This window comes from Rhodobacter capsulatus (genome assembly GCF_052363185.1).
GTDB classification, from domain to species: Bacteria; Pseudomonadota; Alphaproteobacteria; order Rhodobacterales; family Rhodobacteraceae; genus Rhodobacter; species Rhodobacter capsulatus_E.
In genome coordinates this window covers 984,032-1,005,815 of sequence record NZ_CP198955.1, presented here as the reverse complement: position 1 = coordinate 1,005,815, position 21,784 = coordinate 984,032, and the positions used below count along the sequence as shown (strand labels likewise).

General features: G+C 65.4%; 23 protein-coding genes, 1 tRNA gene and 1 pseudogene. 7 read left to right on the top strand and 18 right to left on the bottom strand.

Annotated features, from left to right (window positions below; translation table 11 throughout):
• Nucleotides 1-51: 51 nt before the first annotated feature.
• Both ACTTAG_RS05170 and ACTTAG_RS05165 read left to right on the top strand, forming a co-directional pair.
• Nucleotides 52-1,467 carry an ABC transporter substrate-binding protein gene (locus tag ACTTAG_RS05170; RefSeq protein WP_444464469.1) on the top strand — a complete coding sequence of 472 codons (1,416 nt, stop codon included), beginning with the start codon at nt 52-54 and terminating at the stop codon, nt 1,465-1,467.
• Nucleotides 1,464-4,139: an ATP-binding protein gene (locus ACTTAG_RS05165; RefSeq protein ID WP_444464468.1), complete on the top strand. Its 2,676-nt coding sequence runs from the start codon at nt 1,464-1,466 to the stop codon at nt 4,137-4,139. Before ACTTAG_RS05170 ends, ACTTAG_RS05165 begins: the two co-directional genes overlap by 4 nt.
• On the opposite strand, the gene ACTTAG_RS05160 is transcribed toward ACTTAG_RS05165, so the two are convergent.
• From ACTTAG_RS05160 to ACTTAG_RS05090, 15 genes and pseudogenes are all read right to left on the bottom strand, one after another.
• Nucleotides 4,106-4,816: a response regulator gene (locus ACTTAG_RS05160; RefSeq protein WP_444464467.1), complete on the bottom strand. Its 711-nt coding sequence runs from the start codon at nt 4,814-4,816 to the stop codon at nt 4,106-4,108. The genes ACTTAG_RS05165 and ACTTAG_RS05160 overlap by 34 nt on opposite strands.
• Before the next feature lie 66 nt (nt 4,817-4,882).
• Nucleotides 4,883-5,056: a DNA gyrase inhibitor YacG gene (locus ACTTAG_RS05155; RefSeq protein WP_444464466.1), complete on the bottom strand. Its 174-nt coding sequence runs from the start codon at nt 5,054-5,056 to the stop codon at nt 4,883-4,885.
• A complete protein-coding gene (locus tag ACTTAG_RS05150) occupies nt 5,053-6,093 on the bottom strand; it encodes a ribonuclease E/G (protein ID WP_444464465.1) in 1,041 nt (346 codons plus the stop codon). Before ACTTAG_RS05150 ends, ACTTAG_RS05155 begins: the two co-directional genes overlap by 4 nt.
• Nucleotides 6,090-6,666 (bottom strand): annotated as a pseudogene (locus tag ACTTAG_RS05145) (Maf family protein). The gene ACTTAG_RS05150 and the pseudogene ACTTAG_RS05145 overlap by 4 nt, the downstream one beginning before the upstream one ends.
• Entirely contained in the window at nt 6,663-6,881 is a 219-nt protein-coding gene (gene infA / locus ACTTAG_RS05140) for a translation initiation factor IF-1 (RefSeq protein ID WP_013068259.1), read from the bottom strand. The pseudogene ACTTAG_RS05145 and the gene infA overlap by 4 nt, the downstream one beginning before the upstream one ends.
• Nucleotides 6,882-6,963: 82 nt before the next feature.
• Nucleotides 6,964-7,866, bottom strand: coding sequence for a carbon-nitrogen hydrolase family protein (locus tag ACTTAG_RS05135; RefSeq protein WP_444464464.1), 903 nt, complete (start codon nt 7,864-7,866; stop codon nt 6,964-6,966).
• Complete coding sequence (locus ACTTAG_RS05130) at nt 7,863-8,444, bottom strand: GNAT family N-acetyltransferase (RefSeq protein WP_444464463.1); 582 nt, start codon at nt 8,442-8,444, stop codon at nt 7,863-7,865. The genes ACTTAG_RS05135 and ACTTAG_RS05130 overlap by 4 nt, the downstream gene beginning before the upstream one ends.
• Nucleotides 8,444-8,851 (bottom strand): ketosteroid isomerase-related protein, encoded by a 408-nt coding sequence (locus tag ACTTAG_RS05125; protein ID WP_444464462.1) that lies wholly within the window; start codon nt 8,849-8,851, stop codon nt 8,444-8,446. The genes ACTTAG_RS05130 and ACTTAG_RS05125 overlap by 1 nt, the downstream gene beginning before the upstream one ends.
• Nucleotides 8,852-8,976: 125 nt before the next feature.
• A complete protein-coding gene (locus ACTTAG_RS05120; protein WP_444464461.1) occupies nt 8,977-9,429 on the bottom strand; it encodes an arsenate-mycothiol transferase ArsC in 453 nt (150 codons plus the stop codon).
• Nucleotides 9,429-9,908, bottom strand: a complete 480-nt coding sequence (locus ACTTAG_RS05115; RefSeq protein ID WP_444464460.1) for a UPF0262 family protein — start codon at nt 9,906-9,908, stop codon at nt 9,429-9,431. The genes ACTTAG_RS05120 and ACTTAG_RS05115 overlap by 1 nt, the downstream gene beginning before the upstream one ends.
• On the bottom strand, nt 9,905-11,221 hold the full coding sequence (gene hisD / locus ACTTAG_RS05110) for a histidinol dehydrogenase (RefSeq protein WP_444464459.1): 1,317 nt from the start codon (nt 11,219-11,221) through the stop codon (nt 9,905-9,907). Before hisD ends, ACTTAG_RS05115 begins: the two co-directional genes overlap by 4 nt.
• A gap of 174 nt (nt 11,222-11,395) precedes the next feature.
• The gene (locus ACTTAG_RS05105; protein ID WP_444464458.1) at nt 11,396-11,872 is read right to left on the bottom strand and encodes a GNAT family N-acetyltransferase; all 477 of its coding nucleotides are present in this window, start codon (nt 11,870-11,872) and stop codon (nt 11,396-11,398) included.
• A gap of 13 nt (nt 11,873-11,885) precedes the next feature.
• A complete protein-coding gene (locus tag ACTTAG_RS05100) occupies nt 11,886-12,365 on the bottom strand; it encodes a DUF2948 family protein (RefSeq protein WP_444464457.1) in 480 nt (159 codons plus the stop codon).
• A complete protein-coding gene (gene murA / locus ACTTAG_RS05095) occupies nt 12,362-13,630 on the bottom strand; it encodes a UDP-N-acetylglucosamine 1-carboxyvinyltransferase (protein WP_444464456.1) in 1,269 nt (422 codons plus the stop codon). The genes ACTTAG_RS05100 and murA overlap by 4 nt, the downstream gene beginning before the upstream one ends.
• A gap of 4 nt (nt 13,631-13,634) precedes the next feature.
• A complete protein-coding gene (locus ACTTAG_RS05090) occupies nt 13,635-13,799 on the bottom strand; it encodes a hypothetical protein (protein WP_444464455.1) in 165 nt (54 codons plus the stop codon).
• Nucleotides 13,800-13,923: 124 nt separating this feature from the next.
• On the opposite strand from ACTTAG_RS05090, the gene ACTTAG_RS05085 reads away from it, so the two are divergent.
• The 3 genes from ACTTAG_RS05085 (at nt 13,924) to ACTTAG_RS05075 (ending at nt 15,381) form a co-directional block, all read left to right on the top strand.
• Nucleotides 13,924-13,998: transfer RNA gene (locus ACTTAG_RS05085), tRNA-Thr, on the top strand.
• Between the two features lie 90 nt (nt 13,999-14,088).
• Entirely contained in the window at nt 14,089-15,096 is a 1,008-nt protein-coding gene (locus ACTTAG_RS05080; protein WP_444464454.1) for a hypothetical protein, read from the top strand.
• 159 nt (nt 15,097-15,255) lie between these two features.
• On the top strand, nt 15,256-15,381 hold the full coding sequence (locus ACTTAG_RS05075; RefSeq protein WP_444464453.1) for a hypothetical protein: 126 nt from the start codon (nt 15,256-15,258) through the stop codon (nt 15,379-15,381).
• Between the two features lie 447 nt (nt 15,382-15,828).
• Here the strand turns inward: ACTTAG_RS05075 and ACTTAG_RS05070 are convergent, their stop codons facing one another.
• Complete coding sequence (locus tag ACTTAG_RS05070) at nt 15,829-16,776, bottom strand: hypothetical protein (protein WP_444464452.1); 948 nt, start codon at nt 16,774-16,776, stop codon at nt 15,829-15,831.
• Between the two features lie 327 nt (nt 16,777-17,103).
• On the opposite strand from ACTTAG_RS05070, the gene ACTTAG_RS05065 reads away from it, so the two are divergent.
• Together ACTTAG_RS05065 and ACTTAG_RS05060 are read left to right on the top strand one after the other, a co-directional pair.
• The gene (locus ACTTAG_RS05065) at nt 17,104-18,318 is read left to right on the top strand and encodes a hypothetical protein (protein WP_444464451.1); all 1,215 of its coding nucleotides are present in this window, start codon (nt 17,104-17,106) and stop codon (nt 18,316-18,318) included.
• A gap of 395 nt (nt 18,319-18,713) precedes the next feature.
• Nucleotides 18,714-18,965: a helix-turn-helix domain-containing protein gene (locus ACTTAG_RS05060; protein WP_023921399.1), complete on the top strand. Its 252-nt coding sequence runs from the start codon at nt 18,714-18,716 to the stop codon at nt 18,963-18,965.
• Between the two features lie 7 nt (nt 18,966-18,972).
• Here the strand turns inward: ACTTAG_RS05060 and ACTTAG_RS05055 are convergent, their stop codons facing one another.
• Entirely contained in the window at nt 18,973-19,371 is a 399-nt protein-coding gene (locus tag ACTTAG_RS05055) for a hypothetical protein (RefSeq protein ID WP_444464450.1), read from the bottom strand.
• Nucleotides 19,372-19,382: 11 nt separating this feature from the next.
• Nucleotides 19,383-21,152, bottom strand: a complete 1,770-nt coding sequence (locus ACTTAG_RS05050; protein ID WP_444464449.1) for a DUF262 domain-containing protein — start codon at nt 21,150-21,152, stop codon at nt 19,383-19,385.
• Nucleotides 21,153-21,784: the final 632 nt, after the last annotated feature.

The following is a 21,784-nucleotide window of genomic DNA, read 5'->3' as shown; positions in this document are numbered from 1 at the left end:
TCGGATGTGCGATGCTCTGGGGGAACGAAGCGCCCGGCAGATGAATGGAGTATGTCGCCCGTGACGGCCCGGCTTGTAACAATTGTCATCTTGGCGCTGAGCCTTGGCCGCGCCGAGGCTTTGGAGGTGCTGACCCGCGACGGCGGCCCGATTGCCGGGCCCGCCATCGCGCATGGGGCGGAGTTTGCGCGGCAAACCGGCGTCGCGGTGCAGGTGACGCCCCGCCCGTTTGATGCGCTTTACGGCGAGGTGATGATGGGCTTCGTCACCGGCCAAACCCCCGCCGATGTGCTGATCCTGCCCGCCGACTGGCTGCCCGATGTGGCGCCTTATCTCATGCCGGTGCCCGAGGCGCTGGTGCAAAGCCCGCTGGTGCAGGGCATCCACCCCGCCTATCGCGACCGGCAGATGCGCTGGCGCGGCAAATGGTTGGCGGTCACGCTGGATGGCGATCTGCACATGGGCGCCTATCGGCGCGACCTGTTCGAGGACCCGGAAACGCAGGCAGCCTATCGGGCGCAGACCGGCCGCGCGCTGGAGCCGCCGCGGACATGGGACGATTACGCCCGTCTTGCGGGATTTTTCCGCGCCCGGGGCGTTGCCGGCACGCTGGAAGCCTCGGCCGAGAATGGCCAGCGGCTCTGGTCGCTTTTCTCCCATGCGGCGGCCTATACCGCCCATCCCGACCATCCGGGGCATTTCTTCTTCGACCCGGACACGATGGCGCCCGAGATCGACAACCCGGCCTGGCGTCGCGCGCTGCAGGATTATCTGGCCGCGCTCGCCACCGCGCCGGGGGCGCCGCTGGCCAGTCACGGCGTGCGCACGGATTTTGCCGCGGGCCGGGGGGCGATGGCGCTCGATTGGTCCGACATCGGCACGGTGGCGACCGATCCCGCCGCGTCGAAAATCCGCGACCGGGTCGGCTTCTTTGCGCTGCCCGGCGCCGATCAGGTCTGGAACCCGGTCGCGAAACGCTGGGACCAGCTGACGGCGCCGCGCCCGGTGCCGTTTCTGGCCTTCGGCGGCTGGATCGCGGTCGTGCCGCGCGGGGCCGCCGATCCGAAGGCCGCCTGGGATTACATCGCCTTCATGGCCGATCCGGCGCGGGCGGCGCGCGATGTGATGTCGGGCGCCTCGGGCTTCAACCCCTATCGGCTGTCGCAACTTGAGGACAGCGCGGGCTGGACGCGACTGATGGGGGCGCAGGCGGCGGGTGACTACCTGTCCGTGCTGCGCGAAAGCCTGTCGGCGCCGCAGACCGCGCCGGATCTGCGCCTGCCAGGCTATCCCGCCTATATGGCCGCGCTCGATGCCCGGATCGGCCGGGTGCTGGCGGGCGAGATCACGCCCGAGGCCGCGCTGGCGGAAGCGGCGGCGGAATGGGACCGGATCACCGACCGGCTCGGCCGCGCCAGCCAGCGCCGCCACTACCGTGAGGCGATGGGGCTGGAGGCATCCAGATGACCCTTTGGCGCGGCATTCAGGGGCGGCTTTTGCTGATCGTCGCGCTGTCGACGCTGGCCATGGCGCTGGCCGGGGTCGCGGCGATCCGGGCGCTCGATCAGATCGGCGAGGCGGCCGAAACGGTGACCGGCCGCGACGTGCCCGCGATGACGGCGGCCTTGCGGCTCGCGCGGATCGGCGACCGGCTGCAAAGCCGCGGGGCGAGCCTGATGGCCGCCAGCACCGATGCCGCCCTGACCGAGGCGCAACGCGCCATCGACGCCGATCTGGCCGCCTTTGCCGAGCAGATGCGCGCCCTGCGGGCCGCCGCGCCCACGGAAAGCCCGGATCGGATCGCGACGCTGTCGGGGGATCTGGCGGCGCGGCTGCGCGATCTGAGCGCCGATCTGGGGCAGCTGCGCGATCTGGCGGCGCGGCGCGCGGGGGAGCGGGCGCAGATGCTGGCGCAACAGGATGCTTTGCGCCAGTTGCTCGGCCCCTCGATCCTGGCGGTCGAGGCGATCACCGCCGGGCAAAGCCTGCCCGAGCCGGAGATCTACCGCACCGCCGTCCGGTCCCAGGCGCCGCTTCTGGCGGCAGAGCGGCTGACCGACCGGGCGATGTCGGAGCTGCTGCTGGCGGGCGATGCCCGCGAGGCGCAGGCGCTTGAAGACGGGCGGGCCGCCTATCTGCGCACGCTGGCGCAGCTTGACGCCACCGGATCGGCGCTGCCCGCGGGGCTGCGCGCCGATTTCGGCGCGGCGCTTGCCGCCTTGCGCGATCAGGCCGGGCCGGGGGGGCTTTTCGATCTGCAGGCCGAGGAGTTGCGCGCCCGCGCCGCGGCCGAGACGGCGCTGGCCGCGGCGGCGGCGCGGGCGGTGGATCTGAAAGCCGCGGTCGAGGAACGGGTTCTGGCCGCCAGCCGCACCACCGCCGAGGTGACCGAAAGCCTGCGCCGCACCATTCTGGAACGCACGACGCATTTCGCGGCGATCGGCCTTGCGGTGATCCTGATCGCGGGCGGGCTGTCCTATGGTCTGGTGATCGGGCCGCTGTCGCGCAATCTGCGCGCGGTGACGGCGGCGATGGTGCGGCTGGCCGCGGGCGAACGCGACGCCACCGTGCCCGGGGCGGATCGCGCCGACGAGATCGGCGATCTGGCCCGCGCCTTCGCCGTCTTTCGCGAAAACTCGGCGCAGGTGGAAAAGCTGGACCGGGAGCTGGCGGAGCGTTCGAACCTGCTGCTGGCGACCTTCGAGACGATGAAGGACGGCTTTTCCGTCTTTGACCACGACCGGCGGCTGGTGGCTTTCAACCCGCAATATCTGGCGTTGCATGATTTCAGCGCCGAAGAGGTCGCCGACACCCCGACGATTGCGCAGATCAACCAAAGGCTGGTGGCGCGCGGGGTGCAGGCCAGCCTGCCGGACGGCACGCCGGTCGATCTCGATGACCTCGTGCCGCGGCGGCTGGCCGGGCCGACGCGGGTCGAGATGCGCTTTCCCTCGGGGCGGGTGCTGGAGCTGCGCTCGAACCCGATCCCGATGGGCGGCTTTGCCACGATCCACATGGATGTGACCGAGCAACGGGCGACACAAAGCCAGCTGCTGCATGCGCAAAAGCTGGAGACGGTGGGCCAGCTGACGGGGGGGATTGCGCATGATTTCAACAACATCCTTGCGGTGATCATCGGCAATCTGAACATTCTGGCGCGCGAACTGGGCCCCAGCCCGGCGCTGAAGGCCCGCGCCGAACGCGGCCTTTCTGCAGCCAACCGCGCCGCCGGGCTGATCAACCGTTTGCTGACCTTTTCCCGCCGCCAGCGCCTTGCGCCCGAAAATGTCGATCTGAACGGCCTCGTGCGCGGGACGCTGGATCTGCTGCACTCAAGCCTGGGATCGGGCGTGCGGATCACCCCCGGTCTCGCCGAAGATCTGCCGCGGGTGCGGGTCGATCCGGGGCAGCTGGAAAACGCGCTGATGAATCTGGCGGTGAATGCCCGCGACGCGATGGAGGGCGTGGGCGAGATCACCGTCACCACCCGGCGCGCCGAGGATGGCTTTGTCGAACTGGCCGTTTCCGACACCGGCGCGGGCATCCCGCCCGAGCTTCTGGATCAGGTGTTCGAGCCCTTCTTCACCACGAAACCCGTGGGCAAGGGCAGCGGGCTGGGGCTCTCCATGGTCTATGGCTTCGTGCGGCAATCGGGCGGCACGGTGACGATCGAAAGCGCCCCGGGCGCGGGCACCTGCGTCCGCCTGCGCCTGCCCGAAAGCACCGCGCCCGATCTGCCGCGCCCGGCGGGGCTGGAGACGGCCGAGGCCTGCATTCTGGCCGTCGATGATGACGCCGACCTGCTGGAGATCACCGCCGATCAGCTGCGTCGGCTGGGCCATGCCGTGGTGACCGCGCCCGACGGGCTGACCGCCTTGGAAATGCTGAAGGAAATTCCCGAAATCGACCTGCTTTACACCGATCTCGCCATGCCCGGTCTGGATGGCCGGGCGCTGGCCGAACGGGCGCGGGCGCTGCGCCCGGATCTGCCGGTGCTCTTTACCTCCGGCGCGCCGGGCAAGGCGGGGGCGGATCTGCCGAACCTGCTTCGAAAACCCGTCCCCGAGGAGGTGCTGGCCGCCGCGATCCGCCTGACGCTGGAAGATCAGAGCCGCCGCACCTCGGCATCGAGCACATAACCCGCGCCGCGCTCGGTCCGGATCAGCTGCGGCGCGCGCGGATTGGGCTCGATCTTGCGCCGCAGCCGCAAGATCAGCACGTCGATGGTGCGATCAAAGACCTCGCCGCCATCCGTCCGGGTGCGTTCCAGAAGCTGATCGCGGCTGAGCACGCAGCGCGGCGCCCGCACGAACGCCTCGAGCAGCAGGAATTCCGCATTGGTCAGCGCCACCGACTGCCCCGCGGGGGTTTCAAGGCTGCGCGCCGTCAGGTCGATCACCCAGCCCGCGAAACTGCGCCGGTCATGTTCGCTCAGCGCGACCGGCACCGCGGCCACGCCCGCCCGGCGCAGCACCGCCTTGATCCGCGCCACCAGTTCGCGCGGGTTGAAGGGTTTCACCACATAATCATCGGCGCCCATTTCAAGGCCGACGATCCGGTCCACATCGCCGCCCAGACCGGTCAGCATGATGATCGGCAGCCGCGAGACCGCGCGCAACCGCGCCGCCAGCACCAGCCCGTCTTCATCGGGCAGGCGCAGATCGAGCAAGATCAGATCGGGCGCCGCCGCGGCCAGCGCCGGCGCCACCTCGGCCGCGGTCGCCGCCTCGGTCACCTCCCAGCCGCGCGTTTCAAGCTCGTAGCGCACAAGCTCGCGCACATCCGGGTCGTCATCGACGATCAGAATCCTCACCATCCGCAGGCCTCCCCCGCCGCAGCATAAGAAGGGATCGCCCGGCCCGCCAGTCTTGCGGCAAGGGCTTTACTGCACCGGGCCCGCGGGGTCTTCGCCCGGGCGCTCCTCTTCCTCGGCGATGTCGCCGGGGATGACGTAGCTGCCGTTCAGCCAGCGCGCCAGATCGACATCGGCGCAGCGTTTGGAACAGAAGGGGCGGTATTTCGGCGCCGTCTCCTTGCCGCAGATCGGGCAGCTCATGTCCGCCCCGCAAGCAGAGACGCCAGCGCCACGCGGTCGCGCTTGCGCACCAGTTCATAAAGCCCCAGCGGCGTCCAGCCCGCAAGGCTGGTTTCCGCCGCCTCGCCCTTGAAAGCGGTGCGCAGCTGCTGTTCCAGCACCAGACGGTCTTTCTTCGGCATCGGCGCGAAATCGACCACGACCTGACCGCCGAGGCCCCGCAGCCGCAACTGCCGCGGCAGATCGCGGGCGGCGGCGATATTGGCTTTCAGCGCCGCGGCGGGCGAGGTGTCGGGGCCGGTGTTCACATCGACCGCCACCAGCGCGCGGGTCGGCTCGATCATCAGGTGACCGCCGCCGGGCAGCGCCACGCGCGGGGTCAAAACCGTGTCGATCGCCTCCAGAACGCCGTGATCTTCAAAGCCCTCCACCACCTCGTCGGGGGCGGGATCGGCCCATTCGCGCCAGGCTTCCTCGTGCGGCGCGGGCGCATCGACCAGCAATTCCGGGGCGCCGTCCAGATCGGCCAGCACCGCCTCGGCCAGCTCGCGCAGGCCTGCGATATCCTCGACGATCTCGCCTTCCTCGGCGCCGTCACAGGCCGAGCGCAGGATCAGGCCCATCTCCGAGCCCTCCATCACCACGCCCGCCAAGGCCTGCAGACCTTCGCGCGTGTCTTCCTCGCGGATGCGGCGCGAGACATTCAGCCCCGGCGCGCCCGGGGTGACGATGCCGTAGCGGCCCTTGAACAAAAGCCGCAGCGTGACCGGGATCGCCTTGCCGGGTTCCGCCCCGCCCGAGACCTGCACCAGCACCGATTGCCCGGGTGACATCCCCTTGGCGTCTTTCAGAAACCCCTTTTCGCCGCCCGGAAGCGTGACGAAAAGACCGCCCTGCCCTTTCATCGGCCGCTCGATCCGGCCGCGGCAGATCGCACCGGGCGCCAAGGCCATCGCGTCCGAGACATCGACGAGCAGGTCTTCCAGTTGGCCATCGACCATCAGCGCGGCGGCCTCAAGCCCGCCGATGGCGCCCAAAACCACGATGCGACCCTTCATGCGCCCTCTCCCACGGCAACGCCCGCCGCGCGCAGAAGCACGGCGGTTTCAGCCAGCGGCAGGCCGACGACGCCGGTGAACGAGCCCTGAATCCACGGAATGAAGGCCCCGGCCAGGCCCTGAATCGCATAGCCGCCCGCCTTGCCCTGCCATTCGCCCGAAGGCCAGATAGCCGTTCACTTCGGTGTTCGAGAGCGGGCGGAATTTCACCACCGTATCCACCAGCCGTTCGCGCAGGCCCGCGGCGCTGCGCACGGCCACGGCGGTCAGCACATGGTGACGGCGACCCGAGAGCAGCCACAGAAACTCGGCCGCTTCCTTTTCATCCGCAGGCTTGCCCAGAATCCGGCGCCCGCGGGTGACGGTGGTATCGGCGGTCAGGATCACCTCGTCCGCCGCGCAATTCAGCACCGCCGCCTTTTCGCGGGCCATGCGCGCGACATAGGCGCGGGCGTCTTCGCCACGCGCGGGGGTCTCGTCGATGTCGGGAATGCGGACCTCGGCGGGGGTCAGGCCCAGCTGACCCAGAAGCTCGCGTCGCCGCGGGCTGGCCGATCCGAGGACAAGCTTCACTTGAAACGGTAGTTGATGCGACCCTTGGACAGGTCATAGGTGTTCATTTCCACCTGCACCCGGTCGCCTGCCAGAACACGGATGCGGTTCTTGCGCATCTTGCCTGCCATATGCGCGATGATCTCATGGCCGTTTTCCAGCTCGACCTTGAACGTCGCATTCGGCAGGAGTTCCTTCACGACGCCGGGGAATTCGAGCATCTCTTCCTTGGCCATGGTCACTCCATTGGGGATACCCGCACGGATGCGGCGGGCGCGCTTTCTTTGCGCCCGCTAAAGGCAGAATTCAAGGGCAATGTCAAGATTTGCGCGGGGATTCGGCCACAGTGCGGATCTGCACCGCCTGCAAGGCTTGCTCGGTCCAATGCTGAAAGAGCAGCACCGCCCCGTCGCGGCGGCTGTGCGCGATCTGGTCCAGATCGACCCTTGCCACCACCCAGCCGGGTTCGTCATAGCCCCCCATCGCCAGCACGCCAGTGTCCGGCCAGCCTGCATCGGGCGGCCCGTAAATCCCTGCTGCGCCGTGGTTTTCATCGACCGCCGGGCACCAGGGCGCAAGGCCGACGATTGGCGCCTGCACCGTCACGCACTGGTTTTCGAGCGCCCGCGCCTGCGCCCCGATCCGCACCCGGTTGTAGCCCGCCGCCGCATCGGTGCAGCTGGGGACCAGCAGGATTTCCGCCCCCGCCTCGCACAGCGCCCGCGACAAAAGCGGAAATTCGCTGTCGTAGCAGATCACGATTCCGATCTTGCCGATGCCGGTGTCGAACAGCGTCAGGCCGCGACCCGGGCCGATGGTCCAATCCTCGCGCTCGAAACGGGTCATGATCGCCTTGTCCTGATGGCCGATCCGCCCCGAGGGCCCGAACAGCACGGCGCGGTTGCGCAGCTCAAGCCCGTCCTGCGCCGGGCCCGAGGGGGCCAGGATGTAAAGGCCGAATTCGATCGCCAAGCCTTCGAAATGACGCTCCATCGCGGCGCGGTGGTGCAGGACTTCGGGCACCGCGCGGGTCAGATCGGCCGCGACCCCGGCCCCGCCAAGGCTGGCCAGTTCCATCGCCGCATATTCGGGAAAGACCAGCAGATCGGCTTTCTTCAGGGCTGCCATCTGCACCCAGGCGCGGGTCTTCGCCTCATAGGCGGCCCAGTCCTCGGCCCAGTCGAGCGGATAGGCCGCGGCGGCGATGGTGACATGTCTCACAGCGGTCTCCCCCAGAATTGCAGCGGTTTTTCAGTCTCGCCCGTCTGGCCGACATCCGTCCAGCGGAAATGCGCGATCACACCGGGCATCGGCGCATAGCCGCGGTTGCGCCAGAACGCATCCAGCGGGCGGTAAGTCTTTGGCTTCAGGGGGTGATCCTCGGGCCGGATCACCGCGCAAAAGGCGCTGAAGCGGCGGCCCAGCGCCCGTGCATGGGCCTCGCGCAAGTCGAAAAAGGCGTGGCCAAGGCCCTGCCCGCGATAGGCGGGCAAAAGCACCGACTCGGCGCAATAAAAGACGCTGTCGAGCGGCAGGCCGGTCGGGGCGAAGGGGGCGGCGAAATCTTCCGCGTGATCTTCCAGCGGCGTGCCGGTGGCGGCGCCGACCAGCCGCGGCCCGTCAAAGGCGCCAACGACGACCGCGCCGGGCGAGCTCCGGTAGCTGTCCAGATAGCGGCGTTCGTAGTCGAGCGAGCCCTCGTAAAGATAGGGCCAGTCGCGGAAGACGGCGATGCGCAGCGCCGCCACATCGTCGAGCGCGGCATCGAGCGCGGGGCCGGTCAGAACCCGGGTCTGCATCAGCGGACCTGACGGATCCAGTCGGCCAGGTTGTAATAGGTGGTGACGCGCTGGATGCGGTTGCCGCGCAGGGTGAAGAAGGTGCCCGCGGGCAGGATGTAGCTTTGGCCGCGCGCTTCGGGCAGGCCGTCATCGGTGGCGATGTAGCTGCCATGCACGACAAATTCCGCCGCCGCGCGGCTGCCCGCATCATTCGCCATCACCACGATGTCGGTCAGCTTTTCGCGGTAACACCGCGACATGTGGGCGTTGAAGGCGCGGAACTTTTCGACGCCATGGCGAATCTGCCCCTCGTTGACGTGATGTTCGAAATCCTCGGTCAACAGCGCCTCCATCGCCGAGGTGTCGCCCCGGTTGAAGGCCTCGTAATAGGCGGAAATCACGGCAAGGGCGGCGGCGCGGGGCATCGGGTCCTCCATCTTTCCACCCATCTGTGACATGGCCTGCCGATCAGGTCAAACCCCGGAACCGGCAGGTCAAGGGGCAAAAGCGGCAGGGCCCTGAGCGGCGCGACCCAAGGGCCCGGGCCGGGTTACCCCCCGGGTTGGCCGAAGCGGGCGAGGATATGATCGCGGATCTGGTCGCGGGTCTGGCGGTAGTAATGCAGCCGGGCCTCGCGCCCCTCGCCCAGCCCGGTCGGGTCCATGATCGCCCAGTGCTCGACCTCGATATGATAAAACCGGGTCAGATCCAGCGCCTGATGGTAAGACGCGGGAGAGAGCGCGATCACCAGATCGAACGCCCCCAGATCGTCGCCCATCTCCTTGAGTTCATGGAAGCTTCTGGCCTGATGCCGTTCCAGGTTCACGCCGATTTCCGCGCAGACGGCAATCGCGAAACCGTCGGTGTCCAGATCGGCCTTGACCCCCACCGACTGCACATAGACCTTGCGGCCGTAGAACTGCTTCATCATCCCCTCTGCCATCGGCGAGCGCGTGGCATTGTGGTCGCAGCAGAACAGGACGGCGTTGGGAAGCTTGCCCATCAACTCACCGGGGTCAGCACGCAAACAAGGGTGAAGAGCCGCCGGGCGGTGTCGATGTCGATCTCGGCCTTGCCGGTCAGGCGTTCCTGCAGCACGCGGGCGCCCTCGTTGTGGATGCCGCGCCGGGCCATGTCGACCGCCTCGATCTGGCTGGGCGGCAGTTTCTTCACCGCCTCGAAATAGCTTTGGCAGATCTGGAAATAATCCTTCACCACCTGCCGGAACGGGCCGAAGGACAGATGAAACTCGGCCACTTTGGCGCCGGTTTCCAGACAGGTGTCGAAGACCAGCCGCCCGTCGCGCACCGAGAGCGTCAGCGCAAAGGGCCCCTCGGGCGCGGGGGCGCCATCGCGGCCGGGGATCACCCAGCTGTTGTCTTCGAGCAGGTCAAAGACCGCCACGCGGCGTTCCTGTTCGATTTCGGGCGTCGGCGCGGGCAGGCCCGAGTCGTCGATCTCAAGGCGGGTGATGCGGCTCATGGCGTCCCCTTTTCGTTCAGCGCATCAAGGCGGGCGCGGACGGAAAGCCCATGCGCCTGCAGGCTTTCCGAAATCGCGAGCGTCTCGGCCGCGGGGCCGATGGCACGCAGGGCCTCGGGCGTCATTTTCGCCAGCGTCGTGCGCTTGAGGAAATCCATCACCGAGAGGCCCGAGGAAAACCGCGCCGAGCGCGCCGTGGGCAGAACATGGTTCGGCCCGCCGACGTAATCGCCGATCGCCTCGGGCGTCCATTGGCCGAGGAAAATCGCCCCGGCATGGGTGATCTGCGCCGAGAGCGCCTCGGGGTCGGCGACGCAAAGCTCCAGATGTTCGGGGGCGACGCGGTTCGACAAGGCGGCGGCTTCGGCCAGATCGCGGGTCACGATCACCGCGCCGAAATCGCGCCAGCTGGCGCCTGCAATCGCGCGCCGTTCGAGCGTCTCAAGGCGCTTTTCCACCGCCGCGGTGACGGCCTTGGCAAAACCGGCGTCGGGGGTCAGGATCAGCGCCTGCGCCGACTGGTCGTGTTCGGCTTGGGAAAGCAGATCCAGCGCCACCCAGTCGGGATTGGCCGTCTCATCCGCAATCACCAGAATTTCCGAGGGCCCGGCGATCATGTCGATGCCGACGCGGCCAAAGACCCGCCGCTTCGCCGCCGCCACAAAGGCATTGCCCGGCCCGGTGATCTTGTCGACCGGCGCGATCGTCGCCGTGCCGTAAGCGAGCGCCGCCACAGCCTGCGCGCCGCCGATGCGATAGACCGTGTCCACCCCGGCGATCTCGGCCGCCAAGAGCACCAGCGGATTGACCGCGCCCCCGGGCGTCGGGCAGACGACCACCAGCCGCTCCACCCCCGCCACCTTGGCCGGGATCGCATTCATCAAAACGGACGAGGGATAGGAGGCGAGCCCCCCCGGCACATAAAGCCCCGCGGCGGACACCGGCGACCAGCGCCAGCCCAGCTCTGCCCCCGTGGCCTCGGTCCAGCGTTCCTCCCGCACCGGCATCTGCCGGGCGTGATAGGCCCGGATGCGCTCCGCCGCGAGTTCCAGCGCCGCGCGCTCGGCCGCGGGCACGCGGGCGATTTCGGCCGCGATCTCGGCTTTCGAAAAGGCGAGCGTCGCGGGCGTCAGGTCGAGCCGGTCGAATTTCGACGTGTAGTCGATCACCGCCGCATCGCCGCGGTCCCGCACCTCGGCGATGATCGCGGCCACCGTCGCATCGACATCGGGGCTGTCCTCGCGCTTCATCCCCAGAAGGGCGGTGAAGCGGGTCTCGAAATCATCGGCATCGGTGGTCAGGAAATGCGGCATCGGGGGCTCCTTCTTGACCAAGGGGATAGAGCGAAGCGGGACGCGGGGCAAGCTTCGCGCGCGGCCCGGCCCTGCGGCATCCACCGCAAAAGGGCGTATTTGGGCCAAGAAAAAGCATGTGGTTTTTTCTTGGTGCAAATACGCATTCTGCCCCCGGGGGCCGGGCGCGCGATTTCAGATCAGGCGCTTGCGCAAAGGATGGCCCAAGAGCCAGCCGCCGCCGCCCGCGCGGTCGTCCATCTGCCAGCCCTGGCTGCGATAAAAGGCCAGCGCCGTGTTGGTCGCGGTCAGCCGCGCTTCCACCCGGCCCAGCGCGCGCAATTCGTCTTCCAGCGCCGTCAGAAGGGCGCGGCCGCAGCCCTTGCCCTGCGCCTCGGGGGCGGCGAAAAGCAGCCGGATCCGGCCCTGCCCGTCGGGCTGAGCGCGCCAGTCGATCCCGCCGACGGCGGCCACATCCTCGGGTGCGGCGACGAACAGCCGCTGCTCGGGATGGTTCAGGATCGAGGCCAGCGTCATCGGGCTGTTCGATGCGACCCAGGGCTTGATCCGGTCAGGGTCTCCATGGTGATCGGCCCGGCACAAGGCGGTGATCGAGGCGCCGATCACCGCCGAGAGCACGGCAAGCTCCTCGGGTCGGGCAGGACGGATCATGATCTTGCGCCCTTTATTCCGGGTGGCTCGGGGCCTGCCCCGAAACCGCCCGATAGGGCCGCGTCACATCGCGCAGATCGACCGACAGGCATTCGACCCCGGCGGCGATCGCCCCATCCCCCGCCAGGGTGATCACCACGCGCCCCGCCCCCTCGGCCGCCGGTTCAAAGGCGATGTCGAGCGCCGAGAGCACCAGATCCGGGTCCTTGCGGTCAAACCCCTGCGAGGCGACCTGGGTCACATCGGACAGCACCAGCAACGATTGCACCCGTTCATAGGGGCGGCCCTCGGCCTCGGCGGCGGCCTTGTCCTCCCAGCGAAAGCGGTTGAGCAGCATCGACAGCCGCCGGGCCTTGGGCTCGTAGCGGATTTCGGTCACCGGCAGCACGGCATCCTGCACAAGGGCCGCGATCACGGCCAGATCCTCGGCGCTTTCGGCGCGCAGGCTCAGCGGCCCTTCGGCCCCGTCGTCAAACCGTGCATCCCGGCTCATTCGCCCTTCACCCGTTCGATATGCGCCCCGACGGCGCGCAGCTTTTCTTCCACCCGTTCGTAGCCGCGATCAAGGTGGTAAACGCGGCTGACCACGGTTTCGCCCTCGGCCGCCAAGCCGGCCAGAATCAGGGAAACCGAGGCCCGCAAATCGGTTGCCATGACCCGCGCCCCTTTCAGACGCGCAACGCCGTGCACTTTTGCAACACCGCCATGCACCTCGATCCGGGCCCCCATCCGCGCCAGTTCCGGCGCATGCATGAAGCGATTCTCGAAAATGCGTTCTTCCAGCACCGAGGTCCCCTCGGCCGTGCAGAGCAAAGCCATCATCTGCGCCTGAAGGTCGGTCGGGAAGCCCGGGAAGGGTTCGGTCACCACATCGACGGCGCGGATGCCGCCGTTCTTGCGCTTGACCTTGATGCCGCGCGCGGTTTCCTCGACCGAGATCCCGGCGGCATCCAGTTTCTCGCAGAAGCTTGCGACCAGATCGATCCGGCCGCCCAGGCATTCCACCTCGCCGCCGCAGATCGCAGGCGCCAGCATGTAGGTGCCCAGCTCGATCCGGTCGGTGACAACGGGATGGGTTGCCCCGTGCAGCCGATCGACGCCCTGAATGGTGATGTCCGAGGTGCCCTCGCCCTCGATCTGCGCGCCCATCGCCCGCAGGCAGCGGGCGAGATCGACGATTTCGGGCTCGCGCGCGGCGTTCTTCAGCACGGAGGTTCCCTTGGCCAGAACGGCGGCCATCAGGAAATTCTCGGTCGCGCCGACCGAGGCAAAGCGCATCTCATGCACCGCGCCCTTCAACCCGCCGCGCGCAGTGGCGTGCAGATAGCCTTCCTTCAGCTCGATCTCGGCGCCAAGGGCTGTCAGCGCGTCGATGTGGATATCCATCGGCCGCGCCCCGATCGCGCAGCCGCCGGGCAGCGACACGACCGCATGGCCCAGCCGCGCCAGAAGCGGGCCGAGCACGAGGTTCGAGGCCCGCATCTTGCGCACGATGTCATAATCGGCGACCGGGTTGATCTCGCCGTGGCACGAGGTGGCGAGCACCTTGCCATCTTGCAGCGCGGTGACCTCGGCGCCGAGGCTGGCCAGAAGCTGGGTCATGGTGCGGATGTCCGAGAGCCGCGGCGCATTGGTCAGCGTCAGCGGTTCTTCGGAAAGCAGGGTGGCGGGCATCAGCGCCAGACAGGCGTTCTTGGCGCCCGCAATCGGGATCTGCCCGGAAAGCGGCCCGTTGCCGCGCACAAGGATGCTGTCCACTCGCTCACTCCTCCGGGCCGGTTTCGGCCGTCTCGTTGTTTTGGTCCCCGGCCGAGCGCGCCCGCACCTGCGCCTTGCGCCGCGTCAGATTGGCGCGCAGGGCGGCGGCCAGACGCTCTTCGCGCGTGGCTTCAGGGGTTGTTTTCCGGCTGGGGGTATCATCGGTCATGGGCCCTCTTTAGCGAGACCGATGAAATGTGTCGAGAGAGGGTGAATATTTGCGCTTGCGCACCCGGCGCGAGTCGTCTAAATCCGCGCCACGGTCGGAAGCGACCAGCGTGAAAGCGCCGGATGCTGCAGTAGCTCAGTGGTAGAGCACTCCCTTGGTAAGGGAGAGGTCGAGAGTTCAATCCTCTCTTGCAGCACCATCCCATCCCATTGATCTTAAAGAAAACCCTTGAATTCAAGGCGCTGGTGCCATTTTTGGTGCCAGAACAGGTGCCAGAATGGGGGTATCGATGGCGGCGAAACGACGGCATTGGAAAGAGAAGGACGGGCGTTACTGGGCGCGCATCTCGATCCCGCTCGAGCTGAAACCGTTCTTCGACAACAAGACGCAGCTGACCGAGCCGCTGGGCGGCGACCTGCGTATCGCGGATGAAAATCACGCCGCGGCTGTCGCCCGACTGAAGGACAAGCTCAAGGCGGCGCGGCGCATGCTTGAAGCCGCCTCCTCCGGTGTAGCTGTCGAACCGGCTCCCGTCGCCGCCGTGACGCCTCGTCGCGCCCTGACCCCGGAAGATGTCGAACAGGCCGTCTGGGCGCATTACACCAACACGCTTGCACAAGACGCGGCGAAACGGGCTGCAATGCCGACCGAGCAGGAGATCGCGGACGAGCTCGAAAAGGCGAACAAGCGCATCGAAGCTGGAGACGCCGATCCGAGAAAGAGCATCTCGGGCTTTTTCAACGTCTACTCGGACTACGAGTTGAAGGCCTCCATGCGCCATTTCGACGAACGCTTGCGCAAGAGCAAACTCAAGGCTCTGCGCGCCGAGATAGCCACCGGCAACACGCGATTGGTGAATGCGACAGTGCAGGAGTTCATTGATCGACACCATATCGCCATCGCCCGCGAGTCTCAGGAATGGCGCGATCTGGCGCAAAAGCTCATGCGTGCGGAGATCGAAGCGCTCGAGCGAACCTGCGAGCTGGATGCCGGCATGTTCGGCGGAACACCGCAGGACCCGATCGTGCGCCCGCCGTCAAAGCCGATCGACGAGGGCGAGCCCGTTTCGCTTTGGGGATTGTTCGAGGCTTACGTCGAGAAGAAGCAAAAGGTCGGCAAACACATGGACGGCGGCGCGAACTGGGCGGTGCCGATCCGTTCGCTCATCGACTTCGTGGGCCACGACGATGCCCGCCGCATCAAGCATGAAGATCTGATCGGATGGCGCGACTCCCTCCTCGTCGCTCGGCATCTGATAGACGCCATCGGAAAAGAATGCATAACCATCAGGGATTGATGAGACCGCGCTGACCGGATCTGCAGCTTCAGCACTGGTCGTGACAGTTGGGACCGCTGGGACCGGCTGCCGATCATCGTTCGCGGCGAGTGTGGATGTTTCGACGCTTTGCGCCGTCACCTCGGCTTCGGCCGCAGGGATCGGCTCGGATTGCACCGGATGAACGAGTTGCAGGGTGGGTTTGGCGGCCTCGACCGCAAACTCGGTTTCGGCTTGCGCTTCAATCGCGTCGGAGATCGAGACGATCTTGTTCATGACGTTCATTTCTTGATCTTTCTCTTCTGAGCCGATCAATCGGCAATGGGGGATCGGTCGCGGCCGGCATGGCCGCGTCGGTTGGGTCAGTTTTTTTCTGAAGCGTTCGCCGGTCCCGGCGGTCCCGCCTGGTCGGTAAGGGCGGGAAGGTGTTGGTCTGTCGGTCACGTCATCAGGTCATGAAAGAAATCTCCGTCGGTTGAAGGCAGGCACAAATGCTTCGGCACCGGAAACGCGATGGTTTTCGATGATCGAGCGATGCAAGGTGCTCTGTCGTGTTGTCAGGATGCGAAAGACCCGCCGAAGCGCGCGGGGTGCATGCTTCGGTCAGGGCGTTAGTTCAGATGTAGCCGGTTGCTGGTGGTCGTGACGCTTCAGCTGATCGCCTGGACCACGAAAGTCTGTTTCGCGAGCCAGTCTTCGAACGTTCCGATGAAAACGTCGGGTTAGGGTTCTGAACCGTAAGCGTCAGCCGGATCAGCTTGGCGCTTTCGGCACTTCGAAGCTCAGCAGGTGCTGCACCGCGCGACCGACGAATTCGGGTTCAGACTGGGCCAGGACGCGGGCGATGGCGCGCAATGCAGGGACATCCGCACTGGCCGACTTGCCTTCGAGGATCGCATCAAGCCAAGTCGCAGGCACCTGCGCAGTTGCAGCAAGCTGGACAGCCGAGAGCGCGCTGATTTCGAGCGCTTGACGCAGGGCGGCGTCGAAACTCAGGTCAGGCAGCGCAAACACCTCGGCGACGGTCATGTCGAGTTTGTCGCCACCTGGCCAGCGGTTCGGAATGAAACCACGCCGCCGCATGAGCCAGGTCAGGGCGTTGTCGAGGTCAAGCACCCCCCCCTTGTCATCGTCACGACGCCCGGACAGGTCGAGCTTGAACCCTTCCTTGCTGAGCGAGGTGCGCACGGCGGGGATGGTCATGTTCGACAAAAGCGCAAGCTCGCGCACGGTGAGACCCGTAGAACCGAGGTCAGTGTCGAAGAGCTTCCAGCGCGCGACGAAGGTTTCGAAAACCCGCCGGAGCGGTTCGTCGCAATCGGATGACAGCGGGGAGGGGTTGCCGTGCATGTCGGTTTGCGGAAAACCCGGCAGCACGGCGCAGCTGATCTCATACTGATCTTCGTGACTGGCGCGTTGATAGCCGTCGAGCTGATAGGCGAAATCATAGGCATTGCGCGCGAGGTTGTAGAGGTGGTGACGCTCGATCACGACGCCGGTGTCGGGCTTCTTGTCGAGACCCTCGTTGAAACCGTCGCTCAACTCGCTCGCCCGGTCGGGGTCGACACCAAGGTAATTCGCGACCACATCTGCAGCGACCGGGCCGAGGCAGGCGAGAATGGAGGCTTGGCAGAAGATCGCAGAGCGCACCTGGGCTTCGATCTCGGACCAGCTGTAGGGGGCGGGGTTGGGCTTGCTCATGATGAACCTCATTGGTGATACGGATCATATATCGCCATCACAAAATTAGATCAATAGTGATTTTGATATGATATCAATATTTCCATCGTTGGAGGCGCCCCAGGAAACTGGCCAGCCAGCTTTCTGACTCGATAGCTGGATAGCTTTCTGGCTTGATAGCTTTCTGGCTTGATAGCTTGATAGCTACCCGCCTGCGTCGCGATCTTGCTCAACCCTCCGGTCATCGATCCCGCTTTGCTGCCATTTGCCGTGACCGGGAAACCATCATCACCCCGATGCCATTGAACCCCCTTGCGACCGCAGCGCGGGTTTCGATACGAGACGCGCATGAGATTGCCGACCGAAGCCCTTCTGCCCTTTGCGAAAAAGCTCGCCGACCCTTTGCGCCTTGAGCATGAGGTTCGGGTGTTGACGAACACCCAGCGTCGTCTTGCAGGACGCGTTGCGCTGGTGCCGAAGGTCGATCTGGACGCGTATCGCTTCCAAGCCGTGTATGACTGGATCGAGGTTCGCGTTCATTTCGCGCGGCCGACGCAGGCGCAGCATGTCCAGCAGGTGCTGAGACAGTTCCTCGACCGGAACAGTCATATCGCGCCGGAGGATCTGGGACCAGGTGGGGTCTTCACCGCTTGCACGATCAAGGTGCAGGAACCGGCCAGCATGGCGCGGATCACCGAGATCCATGCTGCCTTGAAGACCTCTTTCGGAGAAGCAAGCGCAGCGCGCGTGACAGGTCTCGAAATCAGCATCGACGCCTACCCTGTCCAACCAGGTGACAAGGACAGGGCGATGCTTCTGGGTGCGATGCAGCGCACGATCTGGACCGGGCGAGACATCTGGTCGAACAAGAACAGCCGCCCGCGCGCGGTCTTTGCGAAAGTAGAGACAGGGGTTCGAAAGCTCCTGCGTGCTCCAACCATGCGAGAACGGGATCTGTCAGCGGTGAGCCCGGATGCGCACGAGATCCCGCCCATCGATGCAACGATGTATCTTGGTGCGAGCGACGATGACCTGATGATCCGGCTCATGGACAAGGTGATCGACACGCAGCGCATGGATGGGAGTTTCACCGATCTTGCCAATGACCGGAAACGGGTGCGGATCGAAGCGACGCTGAAGGGGGCCGAACTGTCTGCGATCGGCGTGACCGACATCGCTTCCTTGAAAGCACTGAAGGTAAGCAGGCTGCAAAAGCGCACCTTCCAGTTCAAGCTGCCCACGTTTTCGGCCCGGTCACAGATCAGGACCGGGAGCGATGTGCTGAGAGGCGAAAAGCAGCGCTGGCGCGCGAGGACCTGGTTGCGCGCCGGGTTGGTCGGTTTGATGGCGATGGACCGGGAGAGCGAGAGCTTCCTCGAGACGCAGAAGCGCGATGTGGCGAAAGCGGTGCGGAGGGTCAAAGGTCCGCGGCCGCGCGTTTTTGCAGGAAAGCGGCTCGCGGACTCGTTCGTTGCCTGGGAAGAGATGAACAGGAAGGTGAACGTGGCGCTGACAGCGCTGGAGAAGCGTGAAGGAACGGCGTGGAAGAAGCTGAAGGCTTGATGCAGCTGTGTGTGTGGAAGCCTCTGAGTAAGTGCTTATCTACAGTTAAAAGGACCGAAAGCAGGGTCTTTCGCTCGGACTCCTTGCAGAAAAGGCTGCCACAAAGGGGTCACCATCGCGGACAAGGCTGATGACGGTGGAAAAAACCTGCACCGAATGTGGCGATGATGCAGCCAGTGATTGTCAGGACCGGCGTCCTTCGTTGACCGATCCCGCCTTGCAGCCGCTCCCCGCTTGAGGCCGCCCTGCATGGTCGGGACTGCGGTGGCATCGATCAGCAGTCGCATGTTTTCGAGCATTCTGCCGAAGCCACGCTGACATCGGAGCACGCGATCGAGACAATATACGCTACAGCGCATATTGACGATTTATACGCCTTGGCGCATAATCGCGCGATGACCAACCTTGCACGCACACCCAAGCAGATCGGTGCCGTCATTCAGCGCACCCGAAAAAACCTCGGCTGGAGCCAAAGCGACCTCGCCGAACGCGCGGGCTTGCGTCAGGCCACGATCTCGACCATCGAGCGCGGCGAAAGCCCCGCAAGGATAGACACCCTCCTGTCGGTGCTGGGGGCGCTCGATCTTGAGTTCAGGATCGAGACCCGATCGAAATGGACGCAGCAGGAAATCGAGCATCCGGCATGAATCTGCTTCAAAGCGCAGCCAGATTATCGAGGATCAGGCGCATCTCGGTCGGCCGTTCGATGGTGATGCGCACAAGATCGACATTGGCAAGGTCGCGCATCGGTTTCAGCGCGGAATGGCGACCGTAGTTGCGCGCCTTGCCGTCGCTCGACAGCTGGTGCAGCGCGCTTGCCGGATAGTCGCGCAGGGTCAGACCCGCCTCTGACAGCGGCCCCGCGAAACGACGTGCGAACCACAGGTTCGCCGCCGACCGCTCTCCCTTTTCGAACATCATCCCGATCCGGTCACCGCCGCGACTAACCAGCAGATAACGCGCCGAAAGCGAACCCTGATGTCCCGCCGGGTGTTCGATCGCCACCGCATCGAGCATCGTCAGACAGGCTCGCTTCAGATCTGCGCGTGTCATGGCCGCCTCGATCATGCCGACACCCCGCCCAAAAGCGCAAGCAGGCGTCTGCGGATCAGCTTTTCGCGTTCCTGCACGAATTCGGGCAGCCACATCGCATCGCAATAGTCGAGCCGTTCCGGTATCATGTTCAACTCATGGAAATCGCGTCGGCGCCCGGTGATCCACGACCGGAACGGCATGTCGCTCTTTTCGACATTCTCGTCGGCGCGCAGCAGTTGCAGGTTGCCCAGACGGTTCACGTTTTCAAGGATCTCGACGATCCGATGCTCGGGCATGTTGCGCCCGCGCAAGACGTTACGTTGGGCGTCGGCCTGCGGGATGATGTGGTCGATATGCCAACTGGACCCTGCCCAGTCGATGCCCTGATACAGCAGCGACAGCGCGACGAAGGTGCGCGGCTTGCCATATTGCAGCTCGAGCAGTTCCTCGATCGTGCGCTCGTCGACCTGCGACAACCGCCCGCCCTTCGCCATCGCATCGAACAGCTTCTGCACCGGGAAATCGCGTTCCCGTGCGATGCGCAGATGATCGCGGATCGTCGCCCGCGCCGTCGTGATCGTCTGATCCGAATGGCCGACGAAGGCGCTGACAAGCAGGCTGTTGAGCAACCAGCGATGCATCGCGGCCGCGTTCACCCGCTCGAATTCGGTCGAGCCGCGAAAATCGAAATCGGGGGTGTTGTAGAGGTAATAGACGAGCGGCAGCACCGCATTGAGCGAACCGAGCGTGTCGCCGCCCAGTCCATGACGGTTGATCAGCCGGAAAGTGTTCTCGATCGCCCGCTTGATGAACTCCCAGTTCCGCTCGATCTCGCCGATGGCGTCGGCGGTGAAGTTCTTGACGTTGTAGACGACGTCGTAATCGCACACGACCAGACAGGCTTTCAGCACCAGATCCTTGGTCACCTTGTTGGGCGTTCCAAGGCCGCGATTGATGTGATCGACAAAGCCGAAGATGTCCTCGCGCGCTGAGCCGTTCTGCCACTTCGAGGTGATCATCGACATCAGCAGATCGGCCTTTGACAGCTTGGTGCCGCCATCGTTCGCGCGCACGAAGATGTCCAGAACCCGGTCAGCGGATTGGTCGGTCTCGGTGTAGAAGTTGATCGCCTGATCGCGCCAGATCACGCGATGCAGCGTCCGCAGGGTGGTTTCGGCTATCTCGCGCTCATAGGCGCTGACACCCGGATGCAGCTCGGATTTCACCTTGGCGATCAGTGCCTCGAGCCGGGCGTCGCTTTCGTAGTCAAGCATCGCGCCCAATTTGAACCAGTGGCTGCGATGGGTGTTCGACGGCTTGCGGTCGTGGAACGCCAGACCATAGGTGACCCCCATGTCGCTCTCACCGTCTTCGTCCTCCTCGCTCGGGTCCTTCAGCAGATCGAGCCAGAGCGTCTTTGACGACCAGGCGGCGGCATTGGTCTTGCGCGCCCCTTTGGCCTTTTCGGAGAACGTTCCGCGCAGCCCGATGACAAGCGACGTCAGCCGCTGCTGACCGTCCAACACCAAGGTAACCTCCCGCCCCTCGGCGCCGGTTGGTTCGTTCATCTTGTCGGGGTGATAGTTTTCGAGAAAGCGATAGATCCGCACCTCGGCTTTCGTGGCTTCATCGACCGCCCAGAACATGAAGCTGGAGATCGGATAGCCCTTCAGCAGGCTGTCGAAGAGAGCGATGATCTGCGCAGGCGTCCAGACATAGGGACGCTGGATTGCGGGCAGGAAATGGGTGGTATTCACCTCCTGAAGGAGAGTGCCGATCGTCTTGGAAGAATAGCTCATGGGAAACCGTGCAGGCCGAGATTTGCAGATGCGGGGGGAGCGGGCGGATGTAGGTTCGGATCTCTGGGCGACGGCGTCTCGTATACTAACAATTTGAAAGATTTGCGTTTCTCGCGACAAGTTCTGGCGGAAGGTTCTCCGCTTTGAGGCGAGTGTCAAGTGGGACAGCATGCGGCACGACGCATCGGCACGATCCAAGCGGCAGGCAGGAAGCAGGGTGGAGGGCGCCGACGTCCTGCAGAACAAGACAGAATCACGCGCGGCAGACACAACCTCCACTCCTCGATTTGATGTCGGTTCGAAAGACAAGCGCACCTGACCAAGGAGCGTGCGTCAGACCCATTGGGGCGCGCGCTGAGTCGCATCCATCATCACGCATGATGTCGCGGTGCACCCGCGCGAGATCGCAGCCTGTGAGCGCCCCATGCGCATTTTCGATCGAACCGGAGAAACGCCGTCCTGCGCCGCGCTGTCTAGATAGCTGAAGAGCTGTTCAGCTGATGAGCTACAGTCATATGACGAAGCGCGGCGCAGGAAACGAGACCGAAATCACCACCTCCAGATCGAAATCCGCGCCGGTGCGATCGTCGTAGGCCGAGGCGTTGTCATGCCGAGCACCGGGGTTTTCGATC

Coding starts and splice junctions, on each gene's coding strand:
- ACTTAG_RS05170 (WP_444464469.1), top strand. CDS start 52: ATGTCGCCCGTGACGGCCCGGCTTGTAACAATTGTCATCTTGGCGCTG.
- ACTTAG_RS05165 (WP_444464468.1), top strand. CDS start 1,464: ATGACCCTTTGGCGCGGCATTCAGGGGCGGCTTTTGCTGATCGTCGCG.
- ACTTAG_RS05160 (WP_444464467.1), bottom strand. CDS start 4,816: ATGGTGAGGATTCTGATCGTCGATGACGACCCGGATGTGCGCGAGCTT.
- ACTTAG_RS05155 (WP_444464466.1), bottom strand. CDS start 5,056: ATGAGCTGCCCGATCTGCGGCAAGGAGACGGCGCCGAAATACCGCCCC.
- ACTTAG_RS05150 (WP_444464465.1), bottom strand. CDS start 6,093: ATGAAGGGTCGCATCGTGGTTTTGGGCGCCATCGGCGGGCTTGAGGCC.
- infA (WP_013068259.1), bottom strand. CDS start 6,881: ATGGCCAAGGAAGAGATGCTCGAATTCCCCGGCGTCGTGAAGGAACTC.
- ACTTAG_RS05130 (WP_444464463.1), bottom strand. CDS start 8,444: ATGCAGACCCGGGTTCTGACCGGCCCCGCGCTCGATGCCGCGCTCGAC.
- ACTTAG_RS05125 (WP_444464462.1), bottom strand. CDS start 8,851: ATGCCCCGCGCCGCCGCCCTTGCCGTGATTTCCGCCTATTACGAGGCC.
- ACTTAG_RS05120 (WP_444464461.1), bottom strand. CDS start 9,429: ATGGGCAAGCTTCCCAACGCCGTCCTGTTCTGCTGCGACCACAATGCC.
- ACTTAG_RS05115 (WP_444464460.1), bottom strand. CDS start 9,908: ATGAGCCGCATCACCCGCCTTGAGATCGACGACTCGGGCCTGCCCGCG.
- hisD (WP_444464459.1), bottom strand. CDS start 11,221: ATGCCGCATTTCCTGACCACCGATGCCGATGATTTCGAGACCCGCTTC.
- ACTTAG_RS05105 (WP_444464458.1), bottom strand. CDS start 11,872: ATGATCCGTCCTGCCCGACCCGAGGAGCTTGCCGTGCTCTCGGCGGTG.
- ACTTAG_RS05100 (WP_444464457.1), bottom strand. CDS start 12,365: ATGAGCCGGGATGCACGGTTTGACGACGGGGCCGAAGGGCCGCTGAGC.
- ACTTAG_RS05090 (WP_444464455.1), bottom strand. CDS start 13,799: ATGACCGATGATACCCCCAGCCGGAAAACAACCCCTGAAGCCACGCGC.
- ACTTAG_RS05080 (WP_444464454.1), top strand. CDS start 14,089: ATGGCGGCGAAACGACGGCATTGGAAAGAGAAGGACGGGCGTTACTGG.
- ACTTAG_RS05075 (WP_444464453.1), top strand. CDS start 15,256: ATGAACGAGTTGCAGGGTGGGTTTGGCGGCCTCGACCGCAAACTCGGT.
- ACTTAG_RS05070 (WP_444464452.1), bottom strand. CDS start 16,776: ATGAGCAAGCCCAACCCCGCCCCCTACAGCTGGTCCGAGATCGAAGCC.
- ACTTAG_RS05065 (WP_444464451.1), top strand. CDS start 17,104: ATGAGATTGCCGACCGAAGCCCTTCTGCCCTTTGCGAAAAAGCTCGCC.
- ACTTAG_RS05060 (WP_023921399.1), top strand. CDS start 18,714: ATGACCAACCTTGCACGCACACCCAAGCAGATCGGTGCCGTCATTCAG.
- ACTTAG_RS05055 (WP_444464450.1), bottom strand. CDS start 19,371: ATGACACGCGCAGATCTGAAGCGAGCCTGTCTGACGATGCTCGATGCG.
- ACTTAG_RS05050 (WP_444464449.1), bottom strand. CDS start 21,152: ATGAGCTATTCTTCCAAGACGATCGGCACTCTCCTTCAGGAGGTGAAT.